General features: G+C 41.6%; 27 protein-coding genes, 1 pseudogene and 2 riboswitches. Of the genes and pseudogenes, 5 read left to right on the top strand and 23 right to left on the bottom strand.

Translation table 11 applies throughout. From position 1 onward, the window contains the following. Window positions 1–56: 56 nt before the first annotated feature. The 3 genes from upp to A0739_RS09105 form a co-directional block, all read right to left on the bottom strand. The gene (gene upp / locus A0739_RS09115; RefSeq protein WP_000515974.1) at window positions 57–686 is read right to left on the bottom strand and encodes a uracil phosphoribosyltransferase; all 630 of its coding nucleotides are present in this window, start codon (window positions 684–686) and stop codon (window positions 57–59) included. An 88-nt stretch (window positions 687–774) separates the two neighbouring features. Further along, window positions 775–1,242: a deoxycytidylate deaminase gene (locus tag A0739_RS09110; RefSeq protein ID WP_061587768.1), complete on the bottom strand. Its 468-nt coding sequence runs from the start codon at window positions 1,240–1,242 to the stop codon at window positions 775–777. 18 nt (window positions 1,243–1,260) lie between these two features. Next, a complete protein-coding gene (locus A0739_RS09105) occupies window positions 1,261–1,818 on the bottom strand; it encodes a TetR/AcrR family transcriptional regulator (protein WP_000003897.1) in 558 nt (185 codons plus the stop codon). A 124-nt stretch (window positions 1,819–1,942) separates the two neighbouring features. On the opposite strand from A0739_RS09105, the gene A0739_RS09100 reads away from it, so the two are divergent. From A0739_RS09100 to A0739_RS09090, 3 genes are read left to right on the top strand one after another with little or no spacing between them, the layout of a single operon-like run. Continuing rightward, window positions 1,943–2,788: a DegV family protein gene (locus A0739_RS09100; protein WP_061587767.1), complete on the top strand. Its 846-nt coding sequence runs from the start codon at window positions 1,943–1,945 to the stop codon at window positions 2,786–2,788. A gap of 57 nt (window positions 2,789–2,845) precedes the next feature. Beyond that, a complete protein-coding gene (locus A0739_RS09095; RefSeq protein ID WP_061587766.1) occupies window positions 2,846–4,027 on the top strand; it encodes a BaiN/RdsA family NAD(P)/FAD-dependent oxidoreductase in 1,182 nt (393 codons plus the stop codon). 13 nt (window positions 4,028–4,040) lie between these two features. After that, window positions 4,041–4,562, top strand: a complete 522-nt coding sequence (locus tag A0739_RS09090; protein ID WP_061587765.1) for a DUF1697 domain-containing protein — start codon at window positions 4,041–4,043, stop codon at window positions 4,560–4,562. 44 nt (window positions 4,563–4,606) lie between these two features. Here the strand turns inward: A0739_RS09090 and A0739_RS09085 are convergent, their stop codons facing one another. Next, window positions 4,607–5,347: a MerR family transcriptional regulator gene (locus A0739_RS09085; RefSeq protein WP_061587764.1), complete on the bottom strand. Its 741-nt coding sequence runs from the start codon at window positions 5,345–5,347 to the stop codon at window positions 4,607–4,609. A 252-nt stretch (window positions 5,348–5,599) separates the two neighbouring features. Between A0739_RS09085 and A0739_RS09080 the strand changes: the two are divergent. Continuing rightward, window positions 5,600–6,959, top strand: a pseudogene (locus tag A0739_RS09080) (sodium-dependent transporter). Between the two features lie 21 nt (window positions 6,960–6,980). On the opposite strand, the gene manA reads toward A0739_RS09080, so the two are convergent. The 8 genes from manA to A0739_RS09035 form a co-directional block, all read right to left on the bottom strand. Continuing rightward, a complete protein-coding gene (gene manA / locus A0739_RS09075; RefSeq protein ID WP_061587763.1) occupies window positions 6,981–7,925 on the bottom strand; it encodes a mannose-6-phosphate isomerase, class I in 945 nt (314 codons plus the stop codon). Between the two features lie 120 nt (window positions 7,926–8,045). Next, window positions 8,046–9,485 (bottom strand): 6-phospho-beta-glucosidase, encoded by a 1,440-nt coding sequence (locus tag A0739_RS09070; RefSeq protein ID WP_061587762.1) that lies wholly within the window; start codon window positions 9,483–9,485, stop codon window positions 8,046–8,048. Window positions 9,486–9,615: 130 nt separating this feature from the next. After that, window positions 9,616–9,876, bottom strand: coding sequence for a SemiSWEET family transporter (locus tag A0739_RS09065; protein ID WP_001291473.1), 261 nt, complete (start codon window positions 9,874–9,876; stop codon window positions 9,616–9,618). Between the two features lie 205 nt (window positions 9,877–10,081). Then, window positions 10,082–10,429 carry a VOC family protein gene (locus tag A0739_RS09060; protein ID WP_061587761.1) on the bottom strand — a complete coding sequence of 116 codons (348 nt, stop codon included), beginning with the start codon at window positions 10,427–10,429 and terminating at the stop codon, window positions 10,082–10,084. A 110-nt stretch (window positions 10,430–10,539) separates the two neighbouring features. Further along, on the bottom strand, window positions 10,540–12,315 hold the full coding sequence (gene spxB, locus A0739_RS09055) for a pyruvate oxidase (RefSeq protein ID WP_061587760.1): 1,776 nt from the start codon (window positions 12,313–12,315) through the stop codon (window positions 10,540–10,542). A 326-nt stretch (window positions 12,316–12,641) separates the two neighbouring features. Continuing rightward, a complete protein-coding gene (locus tag A0739_RS09045; protein ID WP_061587759.1) occupies window positions 12,642–14,885 on the bottom strand; it encodes a heavy metal translocating P-type ATPase in 2,244 nt (747 codons plus the stop codon). Between the two features lie 9 nt (window positions 14,886–14,894). Further along, the gene (locus tag A0739_RS09040; RefSeq protein WP_057488596.1) at window positions 14,895–15,266 is read right to left on the bottom strand and encodes a cupredoxin domain-containing protein; all 372 of its coding nucleotides are present in this window, start codon (window positions 15,264–15,266) and stop codon (window positions 14,895–14,897) included. A 10-nt stretch (window positions 15,267–15,276) separates the two neighbouring features. After that, a complete protein-coding gene (locus tag A0739_RS09035) occupies window positions 15,277–15,672 on the bottom strand; it encodes a CopY/TcrY family copper transport repressor (RefSeq protein WP_061587758.1) in 396 nt (131 codons plus the stop codon). 362 nt (window positions 15,673–16,034) lie between these two features. Here A0739_RS09035 and thiD point away from each other — a divergent pair, with 362 nt between their 5' ends. Then, entirely contained in the window at window positions 16,035–16,826 is a 792-nt protein-coding gene (gene thiD / locus A0739_RS09030; RefSeq protein ID WP_061587757.1) for a bifunctional hydroxymethylpyrimidine kinase/phosphomethylpyrimidine kinase, read from the top strand. Window positions 16,827–16,872: 46 nt separating this feature from the next. On the opposite strand, the gene thiE (A0739_RS09025) is transcribed toward thiD, so the two are convergent. The 11 genes from thiE (A0739_RS09025) to lctO form a co-directional block, all read right to left on the bottom strand. After that, window positions 16,873–17,505, bottom strand: coding sequence for a thiamine phosphate synthase (gene thiE / locus A0739_RS09025; protein WP_061587756.1), 633 nt, complete (start codon window positions 17,503–17,505; stop codon window positions 16,873–16,875). Then, window positions 17,498–18,301, bottom strand: a complete 804-nt coding sequence (gene thiM, locus A0739_RS09020; protein WP_061587755.1) for a hydroxyethylthiazole kinase — start codon at window positions 18,299–18,301, stop codon at window positions 17,498–17,500. Before thiM (A0739_RS09020) ends, thiE (A0739_RS09025) begins: the two co-directional genes overlap by 8 nt. Further along, entirely contained in the window at window positions 18,301–18,825 is a 525-nt protein-coding gene (thiW, locus tag A0739_RS09015; RefSeq protein WP_061587754.1) for an energy coupling factor transporter S component ThiW, read from the bottom strand. Before thiW ends, thiM (A0739_RS09020) begins: the two co-directional genes overlap by 1 nt. A gap of 3 nt (window positions 18,826–18,828) precedes the next feature. Then, window positions 18,829–19,521, bottom strand: coding sequence for a thiaminase II (gene tenA, locus A0739_RS09010; RefSeq protein WP_061587753.1), 693 nt, complete (start codon window positions 19,519–19,521; stop codon window positions 18,829–18,831). A gap of 10 nt (window positions 19,522–19,531) precedes the next feature. Beyond that, window positions 19,532–20,182 (bottom strand): energy-coupling factor transporter transmembrane component T, encoded by a 651-nt coding sequence (locus tag A0739_RS09005; protein ID WP_061587752.1) that lies wholly within the window; start codon window positions 20,180–20,182, stop codon window positions 19,532–19,534. Window position 20,183: 1 nt separating this feature from the next. Then, a complete protein-coding gene (locus A0739_RS09000; protein WP_061587751.1) occupies window positions 20,184–21,569 on the bottom strand; it encodes an ATP-binding cassette domain-containing protein in 1,386 nt (461 codons plus the stop codon). Beyond that, a complete protein-coding gene (locus A0739_RS08995; protein WP_061587750.1) occupies window positions 21,570–22,130 on the bottom strand; it encodes an ECF transporter S component in 561 nt (186 codons plus the stop codon). A 158-nt stretch (window positions 22,131–22,288) separates the two neighbouring features. Beyond that, window positions 22,289–22,377: riboswitch (TPP riboswitch) on the bottom strand. Window positions 22,378–22,590: 213 nt separating this feature from the next. Next, the gene (gene thiE / locus A0739_RS08990; protein WP_033605926.1) at window positions 22,591–23,220 is read right to left on the bottom strand and encodes a thiamine phosphate synthase; all 630 of its coding nucleotides are present in this window, start codon (window positions 23,218–23,220) and stop codon (window positions 22,591–22,593) included. 1 nt (window position 23,221) lies between these two features. Further along, on the bottom strand, window positions 23,222–24,004 hold the full coding sequence (gene thiM / locus A0739_RS08985; protein WP_033605927.1) for a hydroxyethylthiazole kinase: 783 nt from the start codon (window positions 24,002–24,004) through the stop codon (window positions 23,222–23,224). A 127-nt stretch (window positions 24,005–24,131) separates the two neighbouring features. After that, complete coding sequence (locus tag A0739_RS08980) at window positions 24,132–24,800, bottom strand: TenA family protein (protein WP_033605928.1); 669 nt, start codon at window positions 24,798–24,800, stop codon at window positions 24,132–24,134. Window positions 24,801–25,015: 215 nt separating this feature from the next. After that, a riboswitch (TPP riboswitch) is annotated at window positions 25,016–25,104 on the bottom strand. 148 nt (window positions 25,105–25,252) lie between these two features. Further along, entirely contained in the window at window positions 25,253–26,389 is a 1,137-nt protein-coding gene (gene lctO, locus A0739_RS08975) for an L-lactate oxidase (protein ID WP_061587749.1), read from the bottom strand. Between the last annotated feature and the right edge of the window lie 212 nt (window positions 26,390–26,601).

Here is a 26,601-nt window from a genome sequence, read left to right as displayed (position 1 = left end):
TCAACCTCCTTTCAAGTCAAAAACGAACTTCTAGTTTCAATATTTACTTTGGAATTTTATTTAGTACCAAACAAGCGGTCTCCAGCATCTCCAAGACCTGGAACGATATAACCGTGTTCGTTCAAGCGTTCATCCAAGGCCGCAGTAAAAATTTCTACATCTGGGTGTGCTTCTTGAAGGGCTTTCACACCTTCTGGAGCAGATACTAGGCAGACAAACTTGATATTTGAAGCACCACGTTTTTTAAGGGAATCTACTGCCAAGATTGCTGAGCCACCTGTTGCCAACATTGGATCAACGACAAAGATTTGACGTTGGTCAATATCCTCAGGTAATTTCACCAAGTATTCAACTGGTTGAAGGGTTTCTTCATCACGGTACATACCGATATGACCAACTTTGGCTGCCGGAACCAAGCTCAAGAGGCCATCTACCATCCCGATACCTGCACGCAAGATTGGGACAATCGCCAATTTTTTACCAGCCAATTGTTTTTGAACAGTCTTTGTGATAGGTGTTTCGATTTCCACGTCTTCAAGTGGAAGATCACGAAGCACTTCATATCCCATCAACATTGCGATCTCATCTACTAGTTCACGAAAAGCTTTTGTAGAAGTATCTGTACGACGCAAGATAGACAATTTGTGTTGAATGAGTGGATGATTAATGACTTCAATTTTTCCCATTTTCTGAGTTCCTTCTTTCAATTTATTCTTCTTATTATATCAAAAAACGGTTTAAAAAGCTTTCTAAACCATTTATTTTAATTAATTTTTAAATCAAATCTGCCTCTTGAAGAGCTGTCTGAACAGTCTCTAATGGTAAATGGGTCAACTCGGTGCCTTTTTCTTGATAAAGGTACTGGGCATAGTCATCCATTCGGTACTGGTTGATATAAACCACGCGCTTACAACCAACTTGTAGCAGTTGTTTGGTGCAGTTCAGACAAGGGAAATGGGTCACATAGGCTGTAAATCCTCTAGGAACCCCTCGTTCAGCCCCTTGGAGAATAGCATTAACCTCAGCATGAAGGGTTCGGACACAGTGGCCTTCAATGACTAAACATTCGTGGTCGATACAGTGCTCCGTTCCTGATACAGAACCATTGTAGCCTGTTGAAATCACCTTATTATCCTTGACTAGGACAGATCCCACCTTGGCACGTTTGCAGGTCGAACGATTGGCAATCAGTAAGGCCTGGGCTGCAAAGTACTCATCCCAAGCCAGTCTTTTTTCTGTCATAATTCTTCTCCTTATCCCCTATTTTTTGAAAAATGGCAAGCGTAAATCGGCAATCTTTTCAGCTGGAACCTTCATGCCATCCTTGATCCATTTGAGCAGAACCGATACGATGGCAGAACTCCAAAAGGAATGAAGGTAGCTGCTGACGCCTTTTGATTTTCCGTGATATTTTTCCAGAAATTCCTGCATGGCTTGTACGAAAATCTTTTCCAAGTGGTAATCCAGAGCAAGTTGGATAACCTTGGCTTCTTTCTTGGCTGCGCGGAAAAGGTGTACCCAGACCAGATAAAGGTCTGTTTTGACATCGTAATGGCTGAGCTGTTCCATGATATTATGAACACTACGTTTAAAGACGCTTTCCAAAATTTCTTCTTTAGAGTCATAGTTACGATAGAAGGCGGCACGAGAGACGCCCGCTCGTTTGACCAGCTCCGAAATGCTGATCTTGGCCAAGTCTTTTTTCTCTAGAAGTTGCAAAAGAGCCGTCTCGATTGCTTCTCTGGTTAAAAAATTGGATTCTTGATTTGATTTTCTGAGATTTTCAAGAGATTTTTCAGATATTTTACGTTCAGACATAACAATTTCTTTCTACTTGTGACAACAGAGAGGTGGTACTTTTGTTTCAAGGGCTTTCATGATATAATTGTAAAAAAAGACAGAACCTTTGTCAATGTATAAGTGACAAAGATGGAGAATTTCTATGACTTGGAAGATTGTAGCTGACTCTGGTTGTGATTATCGTCAACTGGCAACTCCTGCTATTGATACGGAATTTGTTAGTGTTCCTTTAACCATTCAAGTAGCTGATCAGGTCTTTATAGATGATGCCAATCTTGACATTGACCAAATGATGGAAACCATGTATGCGACTTCTGAGGCTTCAAAATCAGCTTGTCCTAGCCCTGATGATTACTTGCGAGCATTTGAAGGTGCTAAGCATATCTTTGTCGTTACTATCACTGGTACTCTTTCAGGTAGCCATAATAGTGCACAGCTCGCTAAGAATATCTATCTGGAAGAACATCCTGACACTCAGATTCATGTGATCGATACATTGTCTGCAGGTGGTGAAGTTGACTTGATTGTCGAAAAAATCAATGACTTGATTGATCAAGGACTTTCTTTTGAAGAAATTGTTGAAGCTATTACAGCCTACCAAGAAAAAACGAAATTGCTCTTTGTTCTTGCTAAAGTTGATAACTTGGTCAAGAATGGCCGTTTGAGTAAGCTGATCGGTACAGTTGTTGGCCTTCTCAACATCCGTATGGTTGGGGAAGCAAGTGAAACTGGAACCTTAGAACTGCTACAAAAAGCGCGTGGACCAAAAAAATCCCTTCAAGCAGCCTATGAAGAACTCATCAAGGCTGGCTACGCTGGTGGCCGTATCGTCATGGCTCATTGCAGCAATGAAAAATTCTGTCAGCAATTGTCAGAACGCTTGCTGGAAACCTTCCCACAAGCGGATATCAAAATCATCCCTACGTCTGGTCTCTGCAGTTTCTATGCAGAAGATGGCGGTTTGTTGATGGGATATGAAATTAACTAAGATTATGAGCAACAAGAGATGCCAAGCATCTCTTGTTTTTTGTGGTACAATAGAGCTATGAAACATTTTGATACTATTGTCATCGGTGGTGGACCTGCTGGCATGATGGCTACAATTTCCAGTAGCTTTTATGATCAGAAAACTCTTCTCATCGAAAAAAATCGGAAACTTGGCAAAAAATTAGCTGGAACAGGCGGTGGTCGTTGTAATGTAACCAACAATGGAACTTTAGATGACCTAATGGCTGGAATTCCTGGTAACGGGCGCTTTCTATACAGTGTCTTCTCTCAGTTCGATAACCATGATATTATCAACTTTTTTACGGAAAATGGTGTTAAACTTAAGGTTGAGGATCACGGACGCGTCTTTCCTGCTAGTGACAAGTCTCGGACTATTATCGAGACACTAGAAAAGAAAATCACTGAACTAGGTGGTCAAGTGGCTACTCAAACGGAGATTGTTTCGGTTAAGAAGGTAGATAACCAGTTTATCCTCAAGTCTGCAGACCAAAGCTTCACTTGTGATAAACTCATTGTCACAACAGGTGGTAAGTCTTATCCTTCGACTGGTTCGACTGGTTTTGGTCACGAGATTGCTCGCCATTTTAAGCACACCATTACCGAGCTTGAGGCTGCTGAGAGTCCTTTGTTGACTGATTTTCCACACAAAGCGCTTCAGGGGATTTCACTAGACGATGTGACCTTAAGCTATGGTAAGCATGTCATCACTCACGATCTGCTCTTTACCCACTTTGGTTTGTCGGGCCCTGCTGCCCTACGCATGTCTAGCTTTGTCAAGGGCGGAGAGCTTCTCTCACTCGATGTCTTGCCTCAACTTTCTGAGAGCGACTTGTTGGCATTTCTAGAGGAAAATCGAGAAAAATTCTTGAAAAATGCTTTAAAAACTTTGTTGCCAGAACGTTTAGCAGAGTTCTTTGTGCAAGGCTATCCTGACAAAGTTAAACAGCTAACTGAAAAAGAACGCGAGCAACTTGTCCAATCTATCAAGGCTCTCAAAATTCCTGTCACTGGTAAAATGTCATTGGCCAAGTCCTTTGTCACCAAAGGCGGTGTCAGTCTTAAGGAAATCAATCCTAAAACTCTGGAAAGCAAGCTGGTACCTGGGCTCCACTTTGCTGGTGAGGTCCTGGATATCAATGCCCACACGGGTGGCTTTAACATCACTTCTGCCCTCTGTACCGGCTGGGTGGCAGGCTCCAATCCAATAAATACCAAATAAGAAAGGAAGTCCTTTGGAACATATTATTTTACTAAGAGGCGTTACTCCTAATGGAAAAAATGCTATCCCGAAAATGTCTTATTTGGTAGATATTTTGACAGAAGCTGGTTTTCAACACGTTCGAACCTATATTCAAAGTGGGAATATCATTCTTGAGAGTGACTCAGATTTAGAAGAAATACGAGAACGCGTTCATACTTTGATAAAGGAAAAAATTGGGGCCGACTTAAAAATGGTTATCAAGAATAAGAACGATTTTGAAAAGATTGTTCATGAGAATCCATTTAAAGAAGACTATCTTCATGATCGTGTGCATGTAATTCTTTATCAAGGACTTATCCAAAGTCTGCCACTAGAAAAATTGAAAACTGACTACGGCGAGGAAGAAATCTGTGTAGGCGATTACTGTCTCTACCTCTATCTTCCTAGAACTGCAAAACAAAAAAAGCTCAATACCAACTATCTTGAAAAATTGTTTGGCGTGGTTCTGACCATGCGAAAGTTAATCGTAGTTGAAAAACTATTAACCAAATAGTACTTGAAACCAGAAAAAATCAGCAGAGGTAACTCCGCTGATTTTTATTTTGTCTGTGTCCGAACGTAAGTTGCAATGACATCTGATGTGTACTGGGCTGTTCCAGGTCCAAATTTGTCAATATTTTCCTTGAACTCAGGGTTGTAGACGTAGCCTTTACCAATATGTCCGAAGACTTCAACGGAGCAGTCAAATCCATAAGTACGAAGGGCTTGCAAGAGCTTAGCTGCTTGCTCTTGGTTTTCAGCTGCTGTTACAGGCAGACCATCTTGAAGATTTTGAGCCAAAGTTTGAAAGACTTGGTTAAAGGCAGTCGTAGCCTCATCTTCGCGGCCTTTTTGGCGCTCGAGAGCTTGTCCAATGACTTCTTGTCCATATTTCTCTACCGCCTCTTGGTGGTATTTTTGATTGTCTTGATAGCTAAATCCAGTGAATTTTTCCTCAATCGTCATTTTTCTTTCTCCTTTTTGTTCTTGAATGGTTTTTTGCAAGGTGGAAATCAAGGTATCCAGGTGTTGCCTTTCTCGAGTTAGATAGTCCAACTGCCTAGTCAAATGGGGTAATAAATCTGTCCTTTCTTCCTTTAACAGCTCTGCTATTTTTTCTAAAGAAAAGCCTAGATATTTATAATACAGAATAACCTGAAGGCGTTCCAAATCCTCTTGACTATAGGTTCGATAGCCATTTTTCGACTTTAAGGGAACCAAGAGCCCTATCTTATCGTAGTGATGCAGAGTCTTAACAGAGACACCTGAAAGCTGCGCAGCTTCTTTTATATGGTACATGATTTCCTCCTTACAAGAAATAGTATAACCCCTCCCCTTAGGTCAGAGTCAAGCGTTTTTGCGAAAAATTTTTAACTTTTTGAGAAAGGTGTGAAAACTTGAAAATGGTTTTCTTGACAGACCTTAGAAAACATGATAGGATAGTCAAGTCTATCAATCAAACAGAAGGCTCATAAAGAGCTATTGAGAGAGGGCTATTTGACAACTCAAGTAGCCTTTTCTTATTTTAAAAACGAGATTGGAGTTTCAACTATGTCAGAAAAATCGCAATGGGGCTCGAAACTAGGCTTCATCCTAGCATCTGCTGGTTCAGCCATCGGACTTGGTGCCGTTTGGAAATTTCCCTACATGACTGCTGCTAATGGCGGGGGAGGCTTTTTACTAGTCTTTCTCATTTCCACTATTTTAATCGGCTTCCCGCTCCTGCTGGCTGAGTTTGCCCTTGGCCGTAGTGCTGGCGTTTCCGCTATCAAAACCTTTGGAAAACTTGGTAACAATAGCAAGTACAACTTTATCGGTTGGATTGGTGCCTTTGCCCTCTTTATCCTCCTCTCCTTTTACAGTGTTATCGGAGGATGGATTTTAGTCTATCTAGGTATTGAGTTTGGAAAATTGTTCCAACTTGGTGGAACGGGTGATTATGCTCAGTTATTTACTTCAATCATTTCAAATCCAGCCATTGCCCTTGGCGCACAAGCTGCCTTTATCTTGTTGAATATCTTTATTGTATCACGTGGGGTTCAAAAAGGGATCGAAAGAGCTTCGAAAGTCATGATGCCGCTACTCTTTATCATCTTTGTCGTGATTATTGGGCGCTCTCTCAGCTTGCCAAATGCCATGGAAGGGGTTCTCTACTTTCTCAAACCAGACTTTTCAAAACTAACTAGCGCTGGTCTCCTCTATGCTCTGGGTCAATCTTTCTTTGCTCTCTCACTAGGGGTTACAGCCATGCTGACCTATGCATCCTACTTGGACAAGAAAACCAATCTGGTCCAGTCAGGGATTTCCATCGTAGCCATGAACATCTCGGTATCCATCATGGCAGGTCTAGCCATTTTCCCAGCCATGTCAGCCTTTAATATCCAGTCTGAAGGGGGACCAAGCCTGCTCTTTATCGTCTTGCCTCAACTCTTTGACAAGATGCCTTTTGGAACTATTTTCTACATCCTCTTCCTCTTGCTCTTCCTCTTTGCGACGGTCACTTCCTCTGTCGTCATGCTGGAAATCAATGTGGGCAATATCACCAACCAGGACAACAGCAAGCGTGCTAAATGGAGTGTCATTTTAGGAATCTTGACCTTTGTCTTTGGAATTCCTTCAGCTCTATCCTATGGGGTCATGGCGGATGTTCACATTTTTGGGAAGACCTTCTTTGATGCTATGGACTTCTTGGTTTCCAATCTCCTCATGCCATTTGGAGCTCTCTGCCTGTCACTCTTTACAGGCTATATCTTTAAAAATGCTCTTGCTAAGGAGGAACTCCATCTTGATAAAAGAGCATGGAAACAAGGACTTTTCCAAGTCTGGCTCTTCCTCCTTCGTTTCATCATTCCCATCATCATCATCGTGGTTTTCATCGCCCAATTTATGTAATCAAAAAGGACTTGAGTAATAAACTCAGGCCCTTTCTTTTTTATGGATGGCTAACAATCAATTCCAAACCTTGCCCTTCCAAGGTCCAAGCTTCAACATCACTTGGTAGGATAAAGTGGCTACCTTTTTGGATTGGGTAGTTTTTCCCTTCAACAGTAAGCTGACCTTGACCAGCCAAGACGCTAAACAAGCTATAGTCAGCTGCCTTTTCAAAGTCAACTTTTCCAGTGATTTCCCACTTGTAAACGGCGAAGAAGTCATTAGACACAAGAAGAGTGGAACGCAAATCATCAGCTTTGATAGCTACAGGACGGCTATTGGCAGGCTCGCCAATGTTCAAAACATCGATAGATTTTTCAAGGTGAAGTTCACGCAAGTTGCCCTTGTCGTCCTTGCGGTCAAAGTCATAGACACGGTAGGTGGTATCGCTAGACTGCTGGGTTTCAAGAATCAAGATGCCTGCACCGATAGCGTGCATGGTGCCACTTGGTACATAGAAGAAGTCTCCAGCCTTAACAGGCACTTTGGTCAGCAAGGCATCCCAGTTCTTGTCCTCAATTTGCTGGCGAAGTTCTTCTTTTGATTTGGCATTGTGACCATAGATAATCTCTGAACCTTCATCCGCAGCGATGATGTACCAGCACTCTGTTTTCCCGAGCTCGCCTTCATGCTCTAGTCCATAGGCATCGTCTGGGTGAACTTGGACACTGAGCCAATCGTTGGCGTCGAGTATCTTGGTCAAGAGTGGAAATACAGGTTCTGGACGATTGCCAAACAATTCACGGTGTTCCGCATATAAAGTAGCTAGGTCTGTTCCCTCAAAGCGCCCATTGGCTACCTTAGAAACTCCATTTGGGTGGGCTGAAATAGCCCAGTATTCTCCGATTTTTTCACTTGGAATGTCATAGCCAAACTCATCACGTAGCTTGGTTCCACCCCAGATTTTTTCTTGCATAACTGATTGTAAAAATAATGGTTCTGACATCTTATTCTCCTGTCTGATTTTTCTCACCTCATTATAGCAAAAAGCCAGGTCTAATTGAACTCTTTTTCACACATTATAAAGTAGGGAGAAGATTTTATAAAAATAGTGAACAAATGCGCTCTACTTAATACTTGCACCATTGCTGACAATGACATCCTTGTACCAGTAGAAGGATTTCTTCTTGCTCCGTTTGAGACTTCCTTGACCTGCATTATCACGATCCACATAGATAAATCCATAGCGCTTGTTCATCTCGCCCGTTCCAGCGGAAACTAGATCAATACAGCCCCAAGTCGTATAACCAAGCAAGTTAACTCCATCTTGGTAAATAGCATCTCGCATAGCCTTGATGTGGGCTTCTAGATAAGCAATCCGATAGTCATCTGCTACGTAGCCATTTTCATCTGGCGTGTCCATAGCACCGAGTCCATTTTCTACGATGAACATAGGCTTTTGGTAACGATCCCATATGGCATTGAGGGTGATACGAAGCCCCAGTGGGTCAATCTGCCAACCCCATTCAGAGGATTTCAGATAAGGATTTTTGATAGAGGCAAAGACATTTCCAGCGGTCAGATTCGTCACTTCTGGATCCCCTGAGGCCACTCGACTCGCATAATAAGAGAAGGAAACAAAATCAACAGTGTGATTCTTTAACAAGTCCAAATCTTCTGTCGACATTTCAATCTTAATTCCCTCACGCTCCCACTGCTTCTTGGCATAGTTTGGGTATTCCCCACGCGCTTGAACATCAATGAAAAAGTAACTCTTACGGTCTTCTTCCATGGCTGCCCAGTAGTCTCTCGGATGGGCAGTGTTAGGATAATATTGCCCTGCTGCCAACATACATCCCACCTTGTTTTCTGGGTCAATTTCGTGGGCAAGCTTAGTCGCCATAGCCGAGGCTACCAGCTCATGGTGAGCTGCTTGGTATTTGACTTGCTCTTGATTTTCCCCCTCTTCAAAACAGCTCCCAGCTCCTAAAAAGGGGGCATGCAGAATCATATTGATTTCGTTGAAGGTGAGCCAGTACTTGACCAAGCCCTTGTAACGGGTAAAGAGGGTGCGACAGAGATTGGCGTAAAAGTCCAACATGCGACGGTTGCGCCAACCACCGTACTCCCTGATTAAGTGCATGGGGCAATCGAAATGCGTGATGGTCACCAGTGGTTCAATTCCATACTTGTGACATTCCTTAAACAAATCTTCATAAAAAGCTAGACCAGCTTCATTTGGCTCTGCTTCGTCACCTTGAGGAAAAATCCGAGTCCAAGCAATGGAAAGTCGATAGGTTTTAAATCCCATTTCTGCAAAAAGCGCAATATCTTCCTTATAATGATGGTACATATCAATGGCTTCCTTTGCTGGGTAAAAATAGCCCTCCTCAAAAGAAAACATCTTTTTCTGACCTGTGATAATAGCTTCACGGTCTGGACCAATCGGCACCACATCCACATTAGCAAGACCACGGCCATCTTGATTATAAGCACCCTCACATTGATTAGCCGCCGTTGCACCACCCCAGAGGAATCCTTCTGGAAATTGAAGTTTTTCTGTCATCGCTTTACCTCACTTGATTTGTTACTTCTATTATACTAAAAAGGAGGCAAAAAGTTTTGAACTCTCTGGATAATGATAGCACTAAACTTACTTTTATATATACAAAAAAAGACTGAAACCAGTCTTCTTTTTAAATCAAAGCTGTGATAGCCGTTACTAGGCCAAAAACGATACCCGGTGCATTAGCAGCCGCAAGGGGAATATCTCTTTCTTTTTTGAAAAGACCGTAGTAAACCCATAGACTACAGTTGATGGCTGCGACTAAGGGTTGGATGAAGTTTCCTTTTTGACCAGCCAGGTTGTTCATAATTTGTGGGAAGTAAGACACGTACATCATAACAGACATGAAGGTCGCTACCCAACCCAAAATTTTCATTTGTTTTTCAGACATTTTCAAAACCTCTTTCATTTTTATGAATCATATTTTATAATCTTTTTTCAAAACAATCAAGACTTTGAAGCTTTTGTTATGAAGATGTAAACTATCACAATCTTGTGATAAGAAAAAGACCGGATTGCTCCGATCTTTTCAATAGTTCATATTCTCAATTTCTGTTTTAAAAATAGCTAAGGTTAACGTCAAATGACTACGCGCCCTATTTCATACGATAAAAATCAATCACTAAACCAGCAGGGCCTTTAACTAGTAGCGATTCCGTTCCCCAATCCGTTTCAGAAGGACCGTGTAAAATCTCGGCACCAAGATCTTTCAACCGTTGGTAGTTCTGCTCTACATCCTCAACCTCGATGTGAAGAATGATTCCTGACTGAAAGTTTTCCAAAGAAATCAAATGATTTTGGGACAACATGAGACAATGACTGCCAATCGTAAACTGAGCAAAACTGTCATCAACATAATCGGACTTTTTATCCAAAATACGCTCCAAGTCAGCACAGACTTGGGGAATATCTGAAACGATAATATCTAATTGATTTAAATTCATTTACTATCCTCCAGAAAAAGACCGGATTTCTCCGATCTTTTCAAGTTCCGCTCTATGAAAATCAAAGAATAAAATCTACAAAGTTTACATTTGATTTTCGATGAGAGGAATTATTTGATTGCGCGTGATTGCAATCCTTCTTCTTCCAAGAAGAGGCGGAATGGTACGAGTTCTTCTGCTTCGTATTTTTCCTTGAAGGCTTTGATTGCTTCTTCTGAGTGAAGTTTTGGATCCAATTCAAGTACTTCTACTGGAAGTGGACGGTGTTGAGTGATGTGAGCATCGATAACAACAGTTTTACCTTCTTTGTTCAATTTAACAGCTTCTGCAACAACTGCATCGATGTCTTCGATACGGTCAACTGTAAATCCAACAGCTCCTTGCGCTTCAGCGATTTTCGCATAGTCAGCATTAGGGAAGTCACAACCAAACAAGTGTTTGTTTGTGTCTTCGTATTTGTCCTTGATGAAGGCATATTTACCATTTGAGAAGACAACGTTGATAACTGGAAGGTCGTATTGAACGTTTGTGATAACGTCTGGGTAGCACATGTTGAATGCACCGTCACCCATGATGTTCCATACTTGGCGATCTGGATTGTCTTTCTTAGCAGCGATACCACCAGGAAGGGCAATACCCATTGTCGCAAAGAGTGGAGATGTACGCCACATATTCTTAGGTGTCATGTGAAGGTGACGAGTAGATGTTTGAGTAGTGTCACCTACGTCGATTGAGTAGATAGCGTCTTGATCAGCATGTTTGTTGATTGCATTGTAAACTTGATACAATTGCAATTCACCCTCAGTTTTACCTTCGAGTTTGTTCATGTAATCACGCCAGTTTTGGTTGTTCTTAACGTTTGCACGCCACCATGGAGTAGATTCAACTGGGTTTACCTTATCAAGGATAGCTTTCGCTGCTTGACCTGCATCACCAAGGATTGAAGCGTCAAGGGCATGGCGTTTACCAAGTTTGTAAGGATCGATATCCACTTGGATGAATTTTTCAGTGTTTTTGAATGCTTCGTAAACTTCAGCAAATGGGAAGTTTGAACCTAGGAAGAGAACAGTGTCTGCTTCAAAGACTACTTCGTTGGCTGGTTTCCAACCAACACGGTAAGCAGAACCTGTCAAACCTTCATAGTTCCATTCGAAAGCTTCAAAGTTTTTACCAGTCGTGATGATTGGTGCTTTGATTTTACGTGACAATTCAGTGATTACTTCACCAGCTTTAACACCACCGTAACCAGCGTAGATCACTGGACGTTCAGCATTGTTCAAGATTTCAACAGCTTTGTTGATTTCAACTTCGTTCAAAGCAGGAGCGATGAATGAACGCTCGTAAGAACCTGAACCGTAGTATGAGTTTTCATCGATTTCTTGGAAACCGAAGTTTACTGGGATTTCAACAACAGCTGGACCTTTTTTAGAAACTGCAGCACGGCAAGCTTCGTCAATAACTTTTGGCAATTGTTCAGCATAAGCTACACGTTTGTTGTAGACAGCTACTCCGTGGTACATTGGGTTTTGGTTAAGCTCTTGGAAAGCATCCATGTTGAGTTCGTTAACTGGACGTGATCCAAGGATAGCAAGGAATGGAGTGTTGTCCATAGCTGCATCGTAAACACCGTTAATCAAGTGAGTCGCACCTGGACCACCTGAACCTACTGCAACCCCGATTGAGCCACCAAATTTAGCTTGCATAACCGCAGCAAGAGCACCTGTTTCTTCGTGGCGAACTTGCAAGAAGCGGATATCTTTGTCTTCAGCCAAAGCGTCCATCAATGAGCTGAGTGTTCCTGATGGGATACCGTAGATTGTGTCTACGCCCCATGTTTTCAATACGTTGAGCATTGCTGCAGATGCAGTAATTTTCCCTTGAGTCATAATGATAACTCTCCTTCAAATATTTTTAAAATTTGATAAATCCGTTTTCATATACTAATTGGAAACGTTTCAGCAAATTTTTACTCTACTACTTTACCACATTTGTTTTGGGTCTCCTAAGAATGTGCTCAGAAGTTTTTATTCTCTATTACAGTACAGTTTGAAAACGTTTTATACAACTGTTTTATAATAATACTCAATAAAAATCAAAGAGCAAGCTAGGAAGCTAGCCGCAGGTTGCTCAATACACTGTTTTGAGGTTGCAGATAGAGCTGACGTGGTTTGAAGAGATTTTCGAAGAGTATAAAAAGCGAGCAAGCTCGCTTTTAGTCTATTTTACTAAAGTTTAGCATGAGTGAACTGGTTAAAACAGATACAGAACTAAAGGCCATAGCTAGACCTGCCAGTTCTGGATTGAGAACGAGACCAATTCCTGAAAAGACTCCTGCTGCAATCGGAATTCCGGCGACATTGTAGATAAAGGCCCAGAAAAGATTGAGCAGAATTCGATTAAAGGTTTTCTTACTCATATCAAGGGCACGAACAACTCCTAAGAGGTTATTAGTTGTCAACACCAAATCTGCTGACTCGATGGCAATATCTGTTCCAGCTCCCATAGCAATTCCCACATCCGCTACACTGAGGGCAGGAGCGTCATTGATACCATCACCAACAAAGGCTACTTTTCCAGCTGATTGTAGTTTATGGATTTCATGGGCTTTTTCTTCTGGCAATACACCTGCAATGACCTCTTCAATGCCAATCTGATCTGCAATGGCACGCGCCACACCAGCATTATCCCCTGTCAGCATGACTGTTTTAAGACCTCGTTTTTTCAACTGACTGATGGCAAGTTTAGCATTTTCCTTAGGAATATCTTGTAGTGCAAGCAAGCCTTTGATTTCATTGTCAACAGCCAAGAACACAACTGTCTTAGCTTCTTTTTCCAGTTCTTCAAGTTTTTCCTGATAAGCATTAGAAATATCCATGCCATCTAGCATTTTAGCATTTCCAAGTAAGACTTGTTTCCCATTGATTTGCCCTGAGACACCTTTTCCGTGCAAGGCTTGGAAATTTTCAACAGTTTGAATCTCAAGTCCAGCTTCACTCGCTCGCTTGACAATGGCCTCAGCCAGTGGGTGTTGGGAAGCTTCTTCCAAGGAGGCTGCCAATCCAAGCACTTCTACTTCGTCGCCGATAATATCTGTTACCACAGGTTTCCCTTCTGTCAAAGTCCCTGTTTTATCAAAGACGAGAGTTTGGACTTTCTGGATTTCCTGTAAGACTGTTCCATTTTTTAGGAGAACCCCCATCTTGGCACTGCGACCTGTCCCCACCATAAGGGCCGTTGGTGTTGCAAGTCCCAAGGCACAAGGGCAGGCAATAATCAAAACCGCAACTCCATAGAGAAGAGAAGACACAAAGCTAGCTCCAAGCACGACTACACTATCCCTGAGCAAGACGAACCAAACCCAAAAGGTCACGATTCCTAAAATGACAACTGCTGGGACAAAAATCCCTGAAATCTTATCTGTCAAGTCCTGAATCGGCGCACGACTAGTTTGAGCTTTCTTCACAAAGTCTACAATCTGAGCCAAAACAGTCTCTGAGCCAACCTTTTCTGCCCTAAAAACAAGGGTTCCACTATTATTGATGGTTGAGCCAATGACGGTATCTCCAACTGTTTTGTCTACCGGCAAGCTCTCACCTGTCACCATGGATTCATCTATGCTGGACACACCTTCCACTACGACACCATCAACTGCAATCTTTTCACCGGGCCGCACTCGAATCAGGTCGCCTACCTTGACTTGGTCCAAGGGAACTTGAACATAGCTATCATCACGCAAGACTTCTGCTGTTTTAGCCTGCAAGTCTAGTAGTTTCTCCACAGCTTGTGAAGTATTTTTCCGCATTTTCTCTTCAAAAACTGCTCCCAAAAGAACGAAGAAGAGGATAAATCCAGCACTTTCAAAGTAGACAGGGAGCCCAGCGAAGAGGGCAACTAGACTATAGAGATAAGCCACTAGAGTTCCCAAAGCAACCAAGGTATCCATATTGGCATTGTGTTTTTTAAAGCTGGCCCAAGCGCTTTGGATATAAGGACCACCTGCTACTAACATAATAGGCGTTGTGGCTAGAAAGGTTCCCCAATGCATGACTTGGTGACTAATGCTGCCTGTCAACATCCCAATCATGAGAATCACAAGAGGCACAGTAAAGATACTGGTAATCCAAAAACGTTGCAAAAGTGACAAAGATTTTCGAGTCTTCTCAACGACGGTATAGCTTCCCTTTTGCATCTTCATTCCACATGAGAATTCATGTTGCCCCAACTCTTGAGGTGTAAAACGAATGACCTTTTCCTCGTCTACTCCGATTGGTTCTAGAATCCCTTCTTCTTCGAAAAGAATTTCTTTATAACAGTTTGAAGGGGTTGCACGATGAAAGGTAATCTCAGCGGGAATCCCTTTTTGGAGCTGGATATGGGCGGGGTGATAGCCTTTTTCAGCTGTGATACGGATTTTTTGAATGCCATTTTCTAGGCTGGCTTTCACAATTTCTGTCATAGTTTCCTCCTACTCTACAATCATCTTGCCGTGCATCATGTTCATACCACAAGCAAATCCAAACTCTCCAGCCTGCTCAGGCGTGATTTCCACTACATACTCTTCCCCCATAGGCAGGTCCGCATGTACTCCAAAATCTGGAAAAACAATTTGATCCAGACAGGGTGAAGGATCCTTACGATCAAAGATAATACGAGCTGGCACTGATTTCTTGAGGATAATCAAGTCAGGCGTATAACCTCCCTTGACTTCCACTCGAATCTCTTGGTAGCCCTTTTTTTGCTGTGCCTTTTGTCCAGATTTTTCAGGCTTTTTGAAAAACCAAAACAAGATAAACGCGATAAGGGCAATACAAACAATGGTTACAATACTATTTAACATGACGTCTCCTTTACATACAATTACATTTTACTTCAGCAACTGCGCTAGCTTTTTTCTCAGAAATCACAGCTTCCAAGTCTGCCAAATCAGCCTGAGTGAAATCACATTCCGCAATCAAGTCAGCCACCAACTGCTTCATCCTACGAGAACAAACCTTGTCCTTGACATCTCGGACAAGCAGGTCTCGGCTTTGATCCAGAGTTAAAAGGGCTGAATAGACAAAGGACTTGCCCTCTTTTTTCCTAGTCAGGCACTCTTTCTCTACTAAGCGAACTAAAAGAGTCTGAACTGTAGACTTGGACCAGTCAAACCGCTCCGCCAGAACTCTGATCAAATCCGTACTGGTCTGTTCGCCCTGCATCCAAATAATCTTCATGACTTGCCATTCTGCATCTGAAATCTGCATCAGCACACCTCCAAAATCTACATTTGTCAATTACAATTATCAGTATACCTCCAAAATCTACATTTGTCAATTATAAAATTACATATTTCTTAAAAAAGTACTTTAACCATTTGATGAGAGATTTGCAGTCAAATTTTACTATATAAACTATAAAAATATGCTATACTGTAGAAAAAAGAAAACAACCACTAGGGGTGCGTAAAGCTGAGATTAACGACTGTTAGATCCCTTTGACTCAATCTAGGTAATGCTGACTGATGGAAGTGGAAACAATAATGGGGACTACCAGTCTTCCATTGCCTTCCTAAAACAGACTAGCTTGTTCTTAAGAATACAAACTTCAGTTGGTTGGGAGGTTTTAGATGACTTATTTACCCGTTGCTCTAACCATTGCAGGGACTGACCCTAGTGGCGGTGCTGGCATTATGGCTGATTTAAAATCATTCCAAGCTAGAGATGTCTATGGAATGGCCGTTGTGACCAGTCTTGTCGCTCAAAATACCAGAGGCGTTCAATTAATCGAACACGTTTCTCCTCAAATGTTGAAAGCCCAATTGGAGAGTGTCTTTTCGGATATCAAGCCTCAGGCTGTAAAAACTGGGATGTTGGCAACTACTGAAATCATGGAAATCATCCAACCCTATCTTAAAAAGCTGGACTGTCCCTATGTACTTGACCCTGTTATGGTCGCTACGAGTGGGGACACCCTGATTGATTCTAGTGCCAGAGACTACCTAAAAACAAATCTGCTTCCCCTTGCAACCATTATCACTCCGAATCTTCCTGAAGCAGAAGAGATTGTTGGCTTTTCGATTCATGACCCAGAAGACATACAGCGTGCCGGTCGCCTGATTATAAAAGAATTTGGTCCTCAGTCTGTTGTTATCAAAGGTGGCCATCTGGAAGGTGGTGCCAAGGATTTCCTCTTTACCAAGGATGAACAATTTGTCTGGGAAAGTCCAAGAATTCAAACCTGTCACACCCATGGTACCGGATGTACTTTTGCTGCTGTGATTACGGCTGAACTAGCCAAGGGCAGAAGCCTTTACCAGTCAGTTGATAAGGCCAAGGCCTTTATCACGAAAGCCATCCAAGACGCTCCTCAACTCGGACATGGTTCTGGTCCAGTCAACCATACAACTTTTAAAGATTAAGAAAAACTCTCTAGTTCCCGCTTTAAGGGAATTAGAGAGTTTTTGATTAGGAAATCACGTCATCCAGCTTTGTTAAAAAGGCTTGCGTTTTTGCCTCCATATCTTCTGCCTGCATCAGATCACGTACAACAGCTACACCAGCTATACCCGTGCCGATAAGTTGGTCAATATTCTCTGACGTCAGGCCTCCGATAGCAACTACTGGAATGGCGACCGTTTGGCAAATTGTTTTCAAGGTTGAAATCAGGGTGATAGGCGCATTTTCTTTGGTCGTAGTCGGGAAAATGGCTCCTGTTCCCAAGTAATCCGCACCCCATGTTTCTGCTTCGAGAGCACTTTTAACTGTTTTAGCAGTGACACCTAGGATTTTTTCAGAACCTAGTACTCTGCGGGCAACTGAGACTGGTAGTTCATCGTCTCCGATATGCAGACCTGCAGCATCTACTGCAAGACAGATATCCAATCGATCATCGATTATCAAGGGTACCTGATAGGCATCTGTTATTTCCTTGACTTGTTTTGCCAGTTGATAGTATTGATTGGTGGTGAGATTTTTTTCTCGTAGTTGGATTATGGTAACACCTGAACAGCAGGCCGTCTCAACTTTTTCAAGAAAGCTTTCCAAGGAATCTTGGTAGCGATTGGTTACTAGATACAGTCTAAGTGCTTCTCTATTCATAAAAGTCTCCTTTGATGGCTTCTAGCCAGTCTTCGTCTTTTTTTAGGAGAGAGAGTTGATTGAGAACTTGGTAACGAAAATCTTCCAATCCCATTCCTTGAGCAACTATTCTCTCAGCAGCGATATTGAGATAAGAGACTGCTAAGCAAGAAGCTTCAAGACCTGTCATTCCTTGGCTGAGAAAAACGGCTGTCAAGGCTCCAACCAAGTCTCCTGTCCCTGTTATCCAGTCCAATGCTGCACAGCCATTTCCCAATATTGCAACCTGGTTCTCCGAAACGATGAGGTCCTTGGGTCCAGTGACTAAAAATGACATACCAGGATAAAGCTGACACCAGTCTTTCAAGACTTGAAGCAGATCCTCCGTTTCTTGATCTTTAGCACTCGCATCAACTCCAACTCCATGGTGTTTTAAGCCAACAAGACTTCGGATTTCTGACATATTTCCTTTAAGGATCGTGGGCTTGTATTCTAAAAGATCTCTGACTAGTCCCTTACGAATGGGTGATGCTGCTACGCCAACCGCATCTACTACCATTGGGAGACAAGTTTGGTCTGCATAAGAAGCTGCCATACGGATTGCTTTTTCCTTCTCAGCAGACAAATGCCCCAGATTGATAAAGAGAGCTTGGCTTTGTTTGGTAAAATCAAGGACCTCACGAGGGTCATCTGCCATGACAGGTTTAGATCCCAGGGCCAAAATACCATTAGCCAGCATCTCACAAGAAATCTCATTGGTGATGCAGTGAATCAAGGAACTGGTTGCTAGAGGGAAAGGATTTGTCAATTTCTGCATCAGTCTATCCTTTCACTGAAAAAATATCCTTGCACTTTTTTAAAGAATTCCTGCTTGATTAAAAACCGAAAGGCAATAAAGGAAATTGCTGTACCAATCAAGGTTGCTCCGAAAAATCGAGGGGTGTAGATAAACCAACTGAGCTTCGCAGCAGATCCCGTAAAGAGAACCATAACAGGATAGGAAACAATGGAACCGATAATACCTGTTCCCAAGATTTCTCCTAGAGCAGAATAGTGAAATTTCCGACCATACTTATAAAAGAGACCTGCGAGGAGGGCTCCAAAAGTAGCTCCTGTGAGGGCCAAGGGCGGAATGCCTTGAGTAGACATACGGATAAAGGCTGTGACTGTAGCCATGACCAAGGCATAAATAGGCCCCATCAAGATTCCTGCAAGAATGTTGACTACACTAGACATCGGTGCCATTCCCTCAATTCGGAAGATGGGTGTAAGAACTACGTCAAGAGCAATCATCATGGATAAAATGGTTAATTTGTGAACTTGTAGTTGGTGGTTTCTCATTTTCTATTTCTTCTCTTTTTCTAAGGACTGTAAATCACTCGTCCAGGTTTGATGTTGGTAAGCCATCTCCCAAAACTTGGCTTCCATGTGGACACTTCGGTGGAAGGCCTCTAGCATTTTTTGTTTGTCTGTCTCGTTGCTTTCGCGATAGAGCTGATTGACCAGGGCTTCTTCCTCTTTAATCTGCTGTTCTAACTCATCGGTGATATAGGTTTCAATCCACTGTTGATAAAGAGGATTCGGGGATGGTTTGCGATTAAGTGCCTTGCCCAGATCATGGTATAACCAAGGACATGGAAGCAAACTAGCAAAAGCAATGCCCAAGTTTGGTTCTGCAAATTGTCGATAAATATGAGAAATGTAATGATAACAGGTTGGAGCAATCGGTTGCTCCTCCATTTCCTGGTCACTGATTCCCAATTCCTTGAAAAATTGTTGGCGAATAAACAACTCACCCTCCACTAGACTCTGGGCATTTTGTTTCAAGAGTCTTTTCATCTCCTCGTTGGAAGTCTTATCAGCCAAGAGGTGATAGGCTTCTGAGAAGGCCTTCAGATAGTAGGCATCCTGAATCAGGTAATAGCGGAAAATAGTAGGTTCTAACGTTCCCTCTTGTAACTGTAGAACAAAGGGATGATGAAAGGAAGTCTGCCAAGCTTCCTTGGATAATTCCATCGCAATATCTGTAAATTCCATAATAACTCCTTTATAGAAATAAACTGGTTTGAAGCAATAAAAAGAAAAGTAGGTAGATCAATTTTGTCCTTTGAGGAATATAAAAAGTCCGATAGCGATTCTCCAACTGTGCATGCTCATCATATCCATGTGCAGACAGAGCTCTCAAGTAGAGATGGCGCCATCTAAAGACCGTCATCAGAACCTTGCTGTAAATCAAGGGCGACCAAACATGCAGTTCTTGACCACGCAATAAGCAAGCTTCCTTGAGGGACTTGATTTCTTGTTGAATGAGGGGAAATGCATTGAATACCACAATCAAGGCATAGGCCCAAGACCGTGATAACCCCTTTTGAGCCAAGTACAAGAGAAGCTCTTTTAGGGAAATACTGGAAACAAAGACAAGACCGATACAAACTGTCACAAAAGCTCTCGTCCCAAGCATGACTGCCTGAGAAGCATCCCCATGTAACTGAACTGCCCAATAGTTAGCGAAGGATGGCAAAATGGCGAGCACAAGAATCCAAGTCAACATCTTAAATCGACGGTGGTAGAGCATGAAGAGAATGCAAAATGCGACTACTGAAAGATTAAGAGCAATCGATGGAATGAAAGATGTCTCTAAGGATAAAATCAGCAAGAAGAGACTGAGTATCGGTGTCTGGGTTGCTACTTTGATCATACTACTTCACCTCCCTTGGAGTATTCCTACTCAGAAAACTGAGAGGTTTGCTGATTGTCACATCTTTAATATGACTGAGACCCTCACTAGTCATCTCGATCCAATAATCGACCACAGAAATCAAGGGATCTAAACGATGGCTAATGATCAAAAAACTTCTTCCTTGATTTCTGTCCTCCAAAATCCACTTGCAAAAATAATGGCAAGCTCTATCATCCAAACCAGCAAATGGTTCATCTAGCAAAATCACAGAAGCCTTGCTGGTCAAGATGGTCAAAAGCTGAAGAATCTTTTGTTGGCCACCACTTAATTGATAGGGACTCTTATCAAGCGCCTGCTCCAGATCAAAATATCGTAGAGTCTGGAGAATTCGCTGATTTCTTCCAGAATCAGGTCCATCTAATTGAAGCTCTTCTCGCAGACTGACTCGGATAAACTGTTTCTCAGCTTCCTGAACGACACCCGTCAGGTCACGATACAGGCTCTTTTTCTTTTTTAGGACAGAACCCTTCCAAGTAATGCGCCCTCTATACTTTTGAAATTGAAGAATAGACCGAAAGAAGGTTGATTTCCCGACGCCATTGTCACCTAGGATACAGGAAATTCCTTGGTAGATCGTAAAATCAGCAATCGAAAAGAGGGGGCGATTCCCCAGCTCACAAGTCACACGGTCCATATGGAATAGTTCTGGGCTAGAGTCAACTTCCTTTGAAGCAACCTGTGTTATCTCAGAGGTAGGGATTTGAAACACTTCTCTTAGTTGTCCCTCTCTCAGCTCCACCATATGGTCAATGTAGGCTCCATAGTCTGATAAATCATGGTCGCACTGGATGACTGTCTTCCCATTAGAGGCCAACTCCTTTAGAATCTCCAATATCTCTATCCTACTTTTGCGGTCAATAGAAGCAAAGGGCTCATCCAAGAGATAGACCCTAGGATTCATGGCAAAGAGAACAGCCAGCGCAGCTTTTTGCTTTTCACCACCTGATAAGTGATGGATGGGACGGTTCAAGATTGCCTCGCAACGACATTGCCGGACCACCTCAGCTATTCTAGCATCAATCTCCTGCACAGGATGGCCAATATTTTCCAAGGTAAAAATCAGCTCCTCAAACAAGTTCTCCATGGTAAATTGATGATTGGGATTTTGAAAGAGAATGCCAACCGTCTGGACACGTTCGACGATAGAAAGCTGACTGACCTGGTTTCCATCTATCAGGACTTGACCACTATAGGGCAAGGAAGTGACCTGGGCAATGATTTGAAAAAGGCTGGATTTTCCTGAACCACTGCTCCCAACTAACAAGGTAAAAGCTTGCGCATGAAAAGTAAAATCAATCGGTTCCGAAAAGATTGGAGATTGAATCCCTCTTAATTCCAGGCCCATCTATGCCTTTCCTCCAGCTGCAAACTGATGGTAGAGTTTTACAATGGCACGAACCAAGATGGTACAGAAGAAAAAGACGGAAATAAAACGCACCACCAGCAAGGAAAGGACAAAAGGAAGGGAGAAGGCATAATAACCTAATTTAATGTATTCATAGATAAAGCTAACAAGCGTAATCCCAATACTATTGGCAGTTAGAGAGAGCCAACTTTCATAGCGATTCTTGGTTACGAGAAAACCAAATTCACTTCCCAAGCCTTGAACCAAGCCAGACAACAGAGCACCTAGACCGAATTGGCTACCATAAAGAACTTCAGCAAGTGCAGCAAGCACTTCTCCAATCGTTGCACTTCCGACTCTTGGAACAAAGATAGCTGCAATGGGCGCGGCCATACACCAGAGACCAAAGAGGATTTCATTGGCAAAGGCCTGCAAACCAAGAGGGGCCAAGATTAGTGTGAGAATATCAAACAGATAGCCTGAACCCACAAAAACGCCACCAAAAAAGATAGACAAGAAAGCAAGTAAGATAACATCTTTTAACTGCCATTTTTTCAACATAAAAAACTCCTTTATTAAAGAAAAGTGGGGCATTCAAGGAGAGCTACCAAAAGGCTTGCCGTCAAGCCTATCCTCTTTTGATAAACAAAAAAACTCCAATTACAATTAAGAATCAGAGTTTACCTTACAAGATTAGACAGTTCTTTTCGACATACGAAAAAAACCTTTTCACATTTCCCTTCGCCAGTCTTAACTGTATCAGGTTCAATGGGTATCATCTCAGCCTAAAGCACCCCAAATGTCTTTATTATTTAATTATATAATTATTTTAACAGACGATTTATTCTAGTTCAAGGAATTGAACTGGAAATACAGCCTTGTACTCAAAAAGACAGCAGATCTTTCTTTTGCAAAAAATAAATGACTTATTTGATGGATTAGCTATTTGAACTGAATCTGGACATATCTTTTTAGAAAAAAGAAAATCCTACTCCCTCAGAATCCAAGGAAAAATTGATGCCTATTGTTCACTCATTTCCCGAACAGTTTTTTCTATATTTTTTGCATACGATATTGCTGAAATGATTGAAACGCCGTCAACATTGGTCTTCATAATATCTTTAATATGTTGCGTCTGTATCCCACCAATTGCAACTAAGGGAATTTGTGGCAATAGTTTTCTCATCAATTTAAGACCTTCATAACCTATAGCACCACCAGCATCATCTTTTGACTGGGTATCAAATACAGGACCAACACCAACATAATCTACATATTCAACTTTTGATTGTTGAAATTCTTCCTCGTTTTTTATAGAAAGACCAATTATTTTATCTGGCATCAATTTTCTAATTTCATCAACACCAAGATCATCCTGTCCTACATGTACACCATCAGCATCAATTTCCATTGCCAAATCAATATCATCATTAACAATAAACGGAACATTGTATTTTTTACAAAGATCCTGTAGTTTAATTGCTAATTCGACTTTTTCTTTACCTTCTAAGGCTCCCTCACCTTTTTCACGGAATTGAAATAAGGTTATACCACCTTTTAAGGCTTCCTCAACGACTCTATATATATCTTTTCCTTGGCAAGTAGTCGTTCCACAAATAAAATATAGTTTTAGTAATTCTTTATGAAACATCTTACTTCACTCTTTTGAATTCCTTTACATCTTCGTCTGTAATCTCGTATAAGGCATTTATAAATTCAACTTTAAATGTTCCAGGAAGATGCCCATTTGGACGTTTTTCTGCCATTTCTCCAGCGATATTGTAAACCAACATTGCTGTTTCTAATGATTTCAATTCTTGACCTTTTTCAAGTCCGATAAAGCTTGCTACTACAGCACCTAATAAGCATCCTGTCCCAATAACTTTTGGCATCATGGCACTACCATTATGAATCGTTACAACTTCTCCATTAACCGCAATGGCATCCACTTCACCTGTTACTACTATTGGAATATTGAACTTTTTATTTGCTGCTAGAGCAATTTCATCAATATTATCTACGCCTGCACTATCTACTCCTTTAGATGCCACATTTATTCCTACTAAAGAGGCAATCTCGCCAGCATTTCCCCTAATCGCTGCCAGTTTGTAATTATTGATTAGATCATCTGCTACTTTTTTTCTATATTCTCCTGCTCCACAGGCTACAGGATCTAAAACTGCAGGAACATTATATTTTTCAGCAATTTTTAGTGCCTCTTGGTACAGCTTCCAATTATTATCCGTTAAAGTCCCAATGTTAATCAATAATCCTCCAGCATATTTTAATAGATCTTCTAAGTCTGCTGGGTACTCGCTCATAGCTGGTGAGGCACCCAGTGCTACTAATCCATTTGCTGTAAAGTTTTTTACAACATCATTGGTGATACAGATTACTAATGGTGCTTTTTCTTTTAATAATTTTAAACTTGTCATATTGAAATCCTTCCTTTTCACTTTATACGATCTACTGATTTCGATTTATCTCTATCTTTCGTTAAGAAATTTTTCAGTTACATTGAATGATTTACCTCATCAAATTTGTCAGTATCCTGAACTTTCCCTAAGCATCATAACCAATATCAAAAAAGGCTAATTCTAAAGCGACTGCTTGGTTCCAGCGTTGCTTAAGTTCTGTCAAATCTTCTCGACCTTTTCCGACACGATTGAGTTCGTCAACCAGAAATTGAACCCACTCTGCAAAGAAAGGACCTCTGTGGAGATTAATCCATTCCGAATGAATATAGGCTTCAGGTAGAGCCAAATCTTTAGAACCCCAGTCTAAATAGAGACCTTCTGCAATGACCAGCATGACTAAAAGATGGGCATAGTCTGATGATGATACAGCAGAATACATAAGCTCCTGAAAGGCTTTTGTTACAGGATGCAAGGTCACTTCCAGATAGTCATTCTCAGATACTTTTAAATCTTTGAAAGCTTTTTGGAAATAACCGTCTTCATCTGCTTCAAGAAAGCCTAGTTGCTTGGCAAAACGAAGCTTGGATTCAAGCTGGTCTGCGTGGGCTACGCAAGCACCCAGCATGGATAAGAAGGCATCAAAGAAGTGATAATCTTGAATTAGGTAGTCTTTTAAGACCTTATTCTCAATTGTCCCCGCAAAAAGTTCCTTAACAAAACGATGATTGATTGCAGCCTGCCAATCCTTCTGACTGCTTTTTAATAATTCTCCAACAGTCAAACCTGGCTGAAATGCATAGTCTTGTCTTTCCATATTTACTTTTCCTCTCTTTACTCGTTCGTAATCAACAAAACATCAAGAAAATCCTAGTTTTACTTGACCTTTTTAAAGAAAATCAAGGGCGTTCAAGAAAAGCTACCTAAATGCTTTGTATCACCTTCATCCAGTTTATATAAACAAAAAAACTCCAATTACAATCAAGAATTAGAGTTTAGCTTACAAGATTAGATCGTTCATTTCGCCATACGAAAAAACGTTTCACATTTCCCTTCGCCAGTCTTAACTGTATCAGGTTCAATGGGTATCATCTCAGCCTAAAGCACCCCAAATGTCTTTATTATTTAATTACTGCACCAGTATAGCAAAAAATGAAAGCCCTAGCAAGATATTTGACTGAAAAATATATTTATATAGATTTCAATGGTGATTTATTCTTCCTATATACGAAGAAAAACCTCCACATCAAGTGGAGGCAAGCTATTTTATCAATACAATTTTAAGTCACGAGGGTCAACTGGGAAGGTTGGATTGTATGGGTTGTGACGGAGTTTGAAGTGTTTGACATCTTCAATAGTCTGAGTTCCAGATAACTGCATAACTGTCTTCAATTCTGAATTCAAGTGTTCAAAGACTTGACGCACACCAACACTACCGCCGAGAGCCAAGCCATAGATAACCGGGCGGCCAATAGCTACCAAGTCTGCTCCTGAAGCCAAGGCTTTAAAGACGTGTTGGCCACGACGAATACCAGAGTCAAAGACAATTGGTACGCGTTTGTCAACTGCTTCTGCTACTTCTTGAAGTGAGTCAAAGGCAGCTGGCCCACCGTCGATTTGACGGCCACCATGGTTGGTTACCCAGATACCAGAAGCTCCAGCAGCAAGCGAACGTTCAACGTCCTCACGGCATTGTGGCCCCTTGACATAAACAGGAAGTCCTGAGTATTCAGCGATAAATTCTACATCTCGTGGAGATAGGCGCTGTTTAGCTGATTTGTAAACAAAGTCCATTGATTTACCAGCACCTTCTGGCAGGTATTCTTCAACAATCGGCATGCCAACTGGGAAGACAAAACCATTACGCTTATCGACCTCACGATTGCCCCCTACCGTAGCATCAGCCGTCAAGACAATCGCTTTATAACCTTCAGCCTTCACACGGTCCATGATGTGGCGATTGATACCATCATCTTTACTAAAGTAAAACTGGAACCAATGAGGTGTCCCTTGAAGGGCTTCCGTAATTTCTGGAAGGTCGACAGTAGAGTAAGAGCTGGTTGTATAGAGAGAACCAAACTCATGCACACCACGCGCAGTCGCCACTTCACCCTGTTCATTTGCCAATTTATGAGCCGCAACAGGCGCCATAATGATTGGTGAAGACAATTTTTCGCCTGCAAATTCAATCTCTGTACTTGGATTTTCTACATTGCAAAGTGTATGAGGAACGATGAGTTTGTGGTTAAAGGCACGAATATTCTCACGCAAAGTGAAAGTATCCTCCGCCCCACTAGCGATATAGCCAAATGCTGCTTTAGGAATAACTTGTTGCGCCATTGGCTCCAAATCATAGGTATTGATGAAATCTACATGACCTTCTGCATTGCTTGTTTTGTATGACATAAAATGTCCTCCTTGATAAGTAAGCGTTTACTTTGTATATTACAAAAAATATTCTAACTCTTTTTTCAAAATTTTTCAAATATTTTGTTTGGAAATTTCATGCTTTCAATCATTTTACAGAGATAATTAAAAATGATGAACTTTCTTAAGTTATGGAAATTCAAATAATCTTTTCATTTTCTAATACTTTATCATCAAATTGTTCAGCTAGT

The sequence above is a fragment of the Streptococcus oralis genome (assembly GCF_001588645.1).
GTDB classification, from domain to species: Bacteria; Bacillota; Bacilli; order Lactobacillales; family Streptococcaceae; genus Streptococcus; species Streptococcus oralis_AB.
The sequence above is the reverse complement of the archived record's forward strand: the minus strand, read 5'-3'. Positions and strand labels throughout refer to the sequence as shown.

Excerpts from the sequence above, each read along its gene's own strand:
- upp (WP_000515974.1), bottom strand. The coding sequence starts at position 686 with ATGGGAAAAATTGAAGTCATTAATCATCCACTCATTCAACACAAATTG.
- A0739_RS09110 (WP_061587768.1), bottom strand. The coding sequence starts at position 1,242 with ATGACAGAAAAAAGACTGGCTTGGGATGAGTACTTTGCAGCCCAGGCC.
- A0739_RS09105 (WP_000003897.1), bottom strand. The coding sequence starts at position 1,818 with ATGTCTGAACGTAAAATATCTGAAAAATCTCTTGAAAATCTCAGAAAA.
- A0739_RS09100 (WP_061587767.1), top strand. The coding sequence starts at position 1,943 with ATGACTTGGAAGATTGTAGCTGACTCTGGTTGTGATTATCGTCAACTG.
- A0739_RS09095 (WP_061587766.1), top strand. The coding sequence starts at position 2,846 with ATGAAACATTTTGATACTATTGTCATCGGTGGTGGACCTGCTGGCATG.
- A0739_RS09085 (WP_061587764.1), bottom strand. The coding sequence starts at position 5,347 with ATGTACCATATAAAAGAAGCTGCGCAGCTTTCAGGTGTCTCTGTTAAG.
- manA (WP_061587763.1), bottom strand. The coding sequence starts at position 7,925 with ATGTCAGAACCATTATTTTTACAATCAGTTATGCAAGAAAAAATCTGG.
- A0739_RS09070 (WP_061587762.1), bottom strand. The coding sequence starts at position 9,485 with ATGACAGAAAAACTTCAATTTCCAGAAGGATTCCTCTGGGGTGGTGCA.
- A0739_RS09065 (WP_001291473.1), bottom strand. The coding sequence starts at position 9,876 with ATGTCTGAAAAACAAATGAAAATTTTGGGTTGGGTAGCGACCTTCATG.
- A0739_RS09060 (WP_061587761.1), bottom strand. The coding sequence starts at position 10,429 with ATGAATTTAAATCAATTAGATATTATCGTTTCAGATATTCCCCAAGTC.
- spxB (WP_061587760.1), bottom strand. The coding sequence starts at position 12,315 with ATGACTCAAGGGAAAATTACTGCATCTGCAGCAATGCTCAACGTATTG.
- A0739_RS09045 (WP_061587759.1), bottom strand. The coding sequence starts at position 14,885 with ATGACAGAAATTGTGAAAGCCAGCCTAGAAAATGGCATTCAAAAAATC.
- A0739_RS09040 (WP_057488596.1), bottom strand. The coding sequence starts at position 15,266 with ATGTTAAATAGTATTGTAACCATTGTTTGTATTGCCCTTATCGCGTTT.
- A0739_RS09035 (WP_061587758.1), bottom strand. The coding sequence starts at position 15,672 with ATGCAGATTTCAGATGCAGAATGGCAAGTCATGAAGATTATTTGGATG.
- thiD (WP_061587757.1), top strand. The coding sequence starts at position 16,035 with ATGACTTATTTACCCGTTGCTCTAACCATTGCAGGGACTGACCCTAGT.
- thiE (WP_061587756.1), bottom strand. The coding sequence starts at position 17,505 with ATGAATAGAGAAGCACTTAGACTGTATCTAGTAACCAATCGCTACCAA.
- thiM (WP_061587755.1), bottom strand. The coding sequence starts at position 18,301 with ATGCAGAAATTGACAAATCCTTTCCCTCTAGCAACCAGTTCCTTGATT.
- thiW (WP_061587754.1), bottom strand. The coding sequence starts at position 18,825 with ATGAGAAACCACCAACTACAAGTTCACAAATTAACCATTTTATCCATG.
- tenA (WP_061587753.1), bottom strand. The coding sequence starts at position 19,521 with ATGGAATTTACAGATATTGCGATGGAATTATCCAAGGAAGCTTGGCAG.
- A0739_RS09005 (WP_061587752.1), bottom strand. The coding sequence starts at position 20,182 with ATGATCAAAGTAGCAACCCAGACACCGATACTCAGTCTCTTCTTGCTG.
- A0739_RS09000 (WP_061587751.1), bottom strand. The coding sequence starts at position 21,569 with ATGGGCCTGGAATTAAGAGGGATTCAATCTCCAATCTTTTCGGAACCG.
- A0739_RS08995 (WP_061587750.1), bottom strand. The coding sequence starts at position 22,130 with ATGTTGAAAAAATGGCAGTTAAAAGATGTTATCTTACTTGCTTTCTTG.
- thiE (WP_033605926.1), bottom strand. The coding sequence starts at position 23,220 with ATGTTTCATAAAGAATTACTAAAACTATATTTTATTTGTGGAACGACT.
- thiM (WP_033605927.1), bottom strand. The coding sequence starts at position 24,004 with ATGACAAGTTTAAAATTATTAAAAGAAAAAGCACCATTAGTAATCTGT.
- A0739_RS08980 (WP_033605928.1), bottom strand. The coding sequence starts at position 24,800 with ATGGAAAGACAAGACTATGCATTTCAGCCAGGTTTGACTGTTGGAGAA.
- lctO (WP_061587749.1), bottom strand. The coding sequence starts at position 26,389 with ATGTCATACAAAACAAGCAATGCAGAAGGTCATGTAGATTTCATCAAT.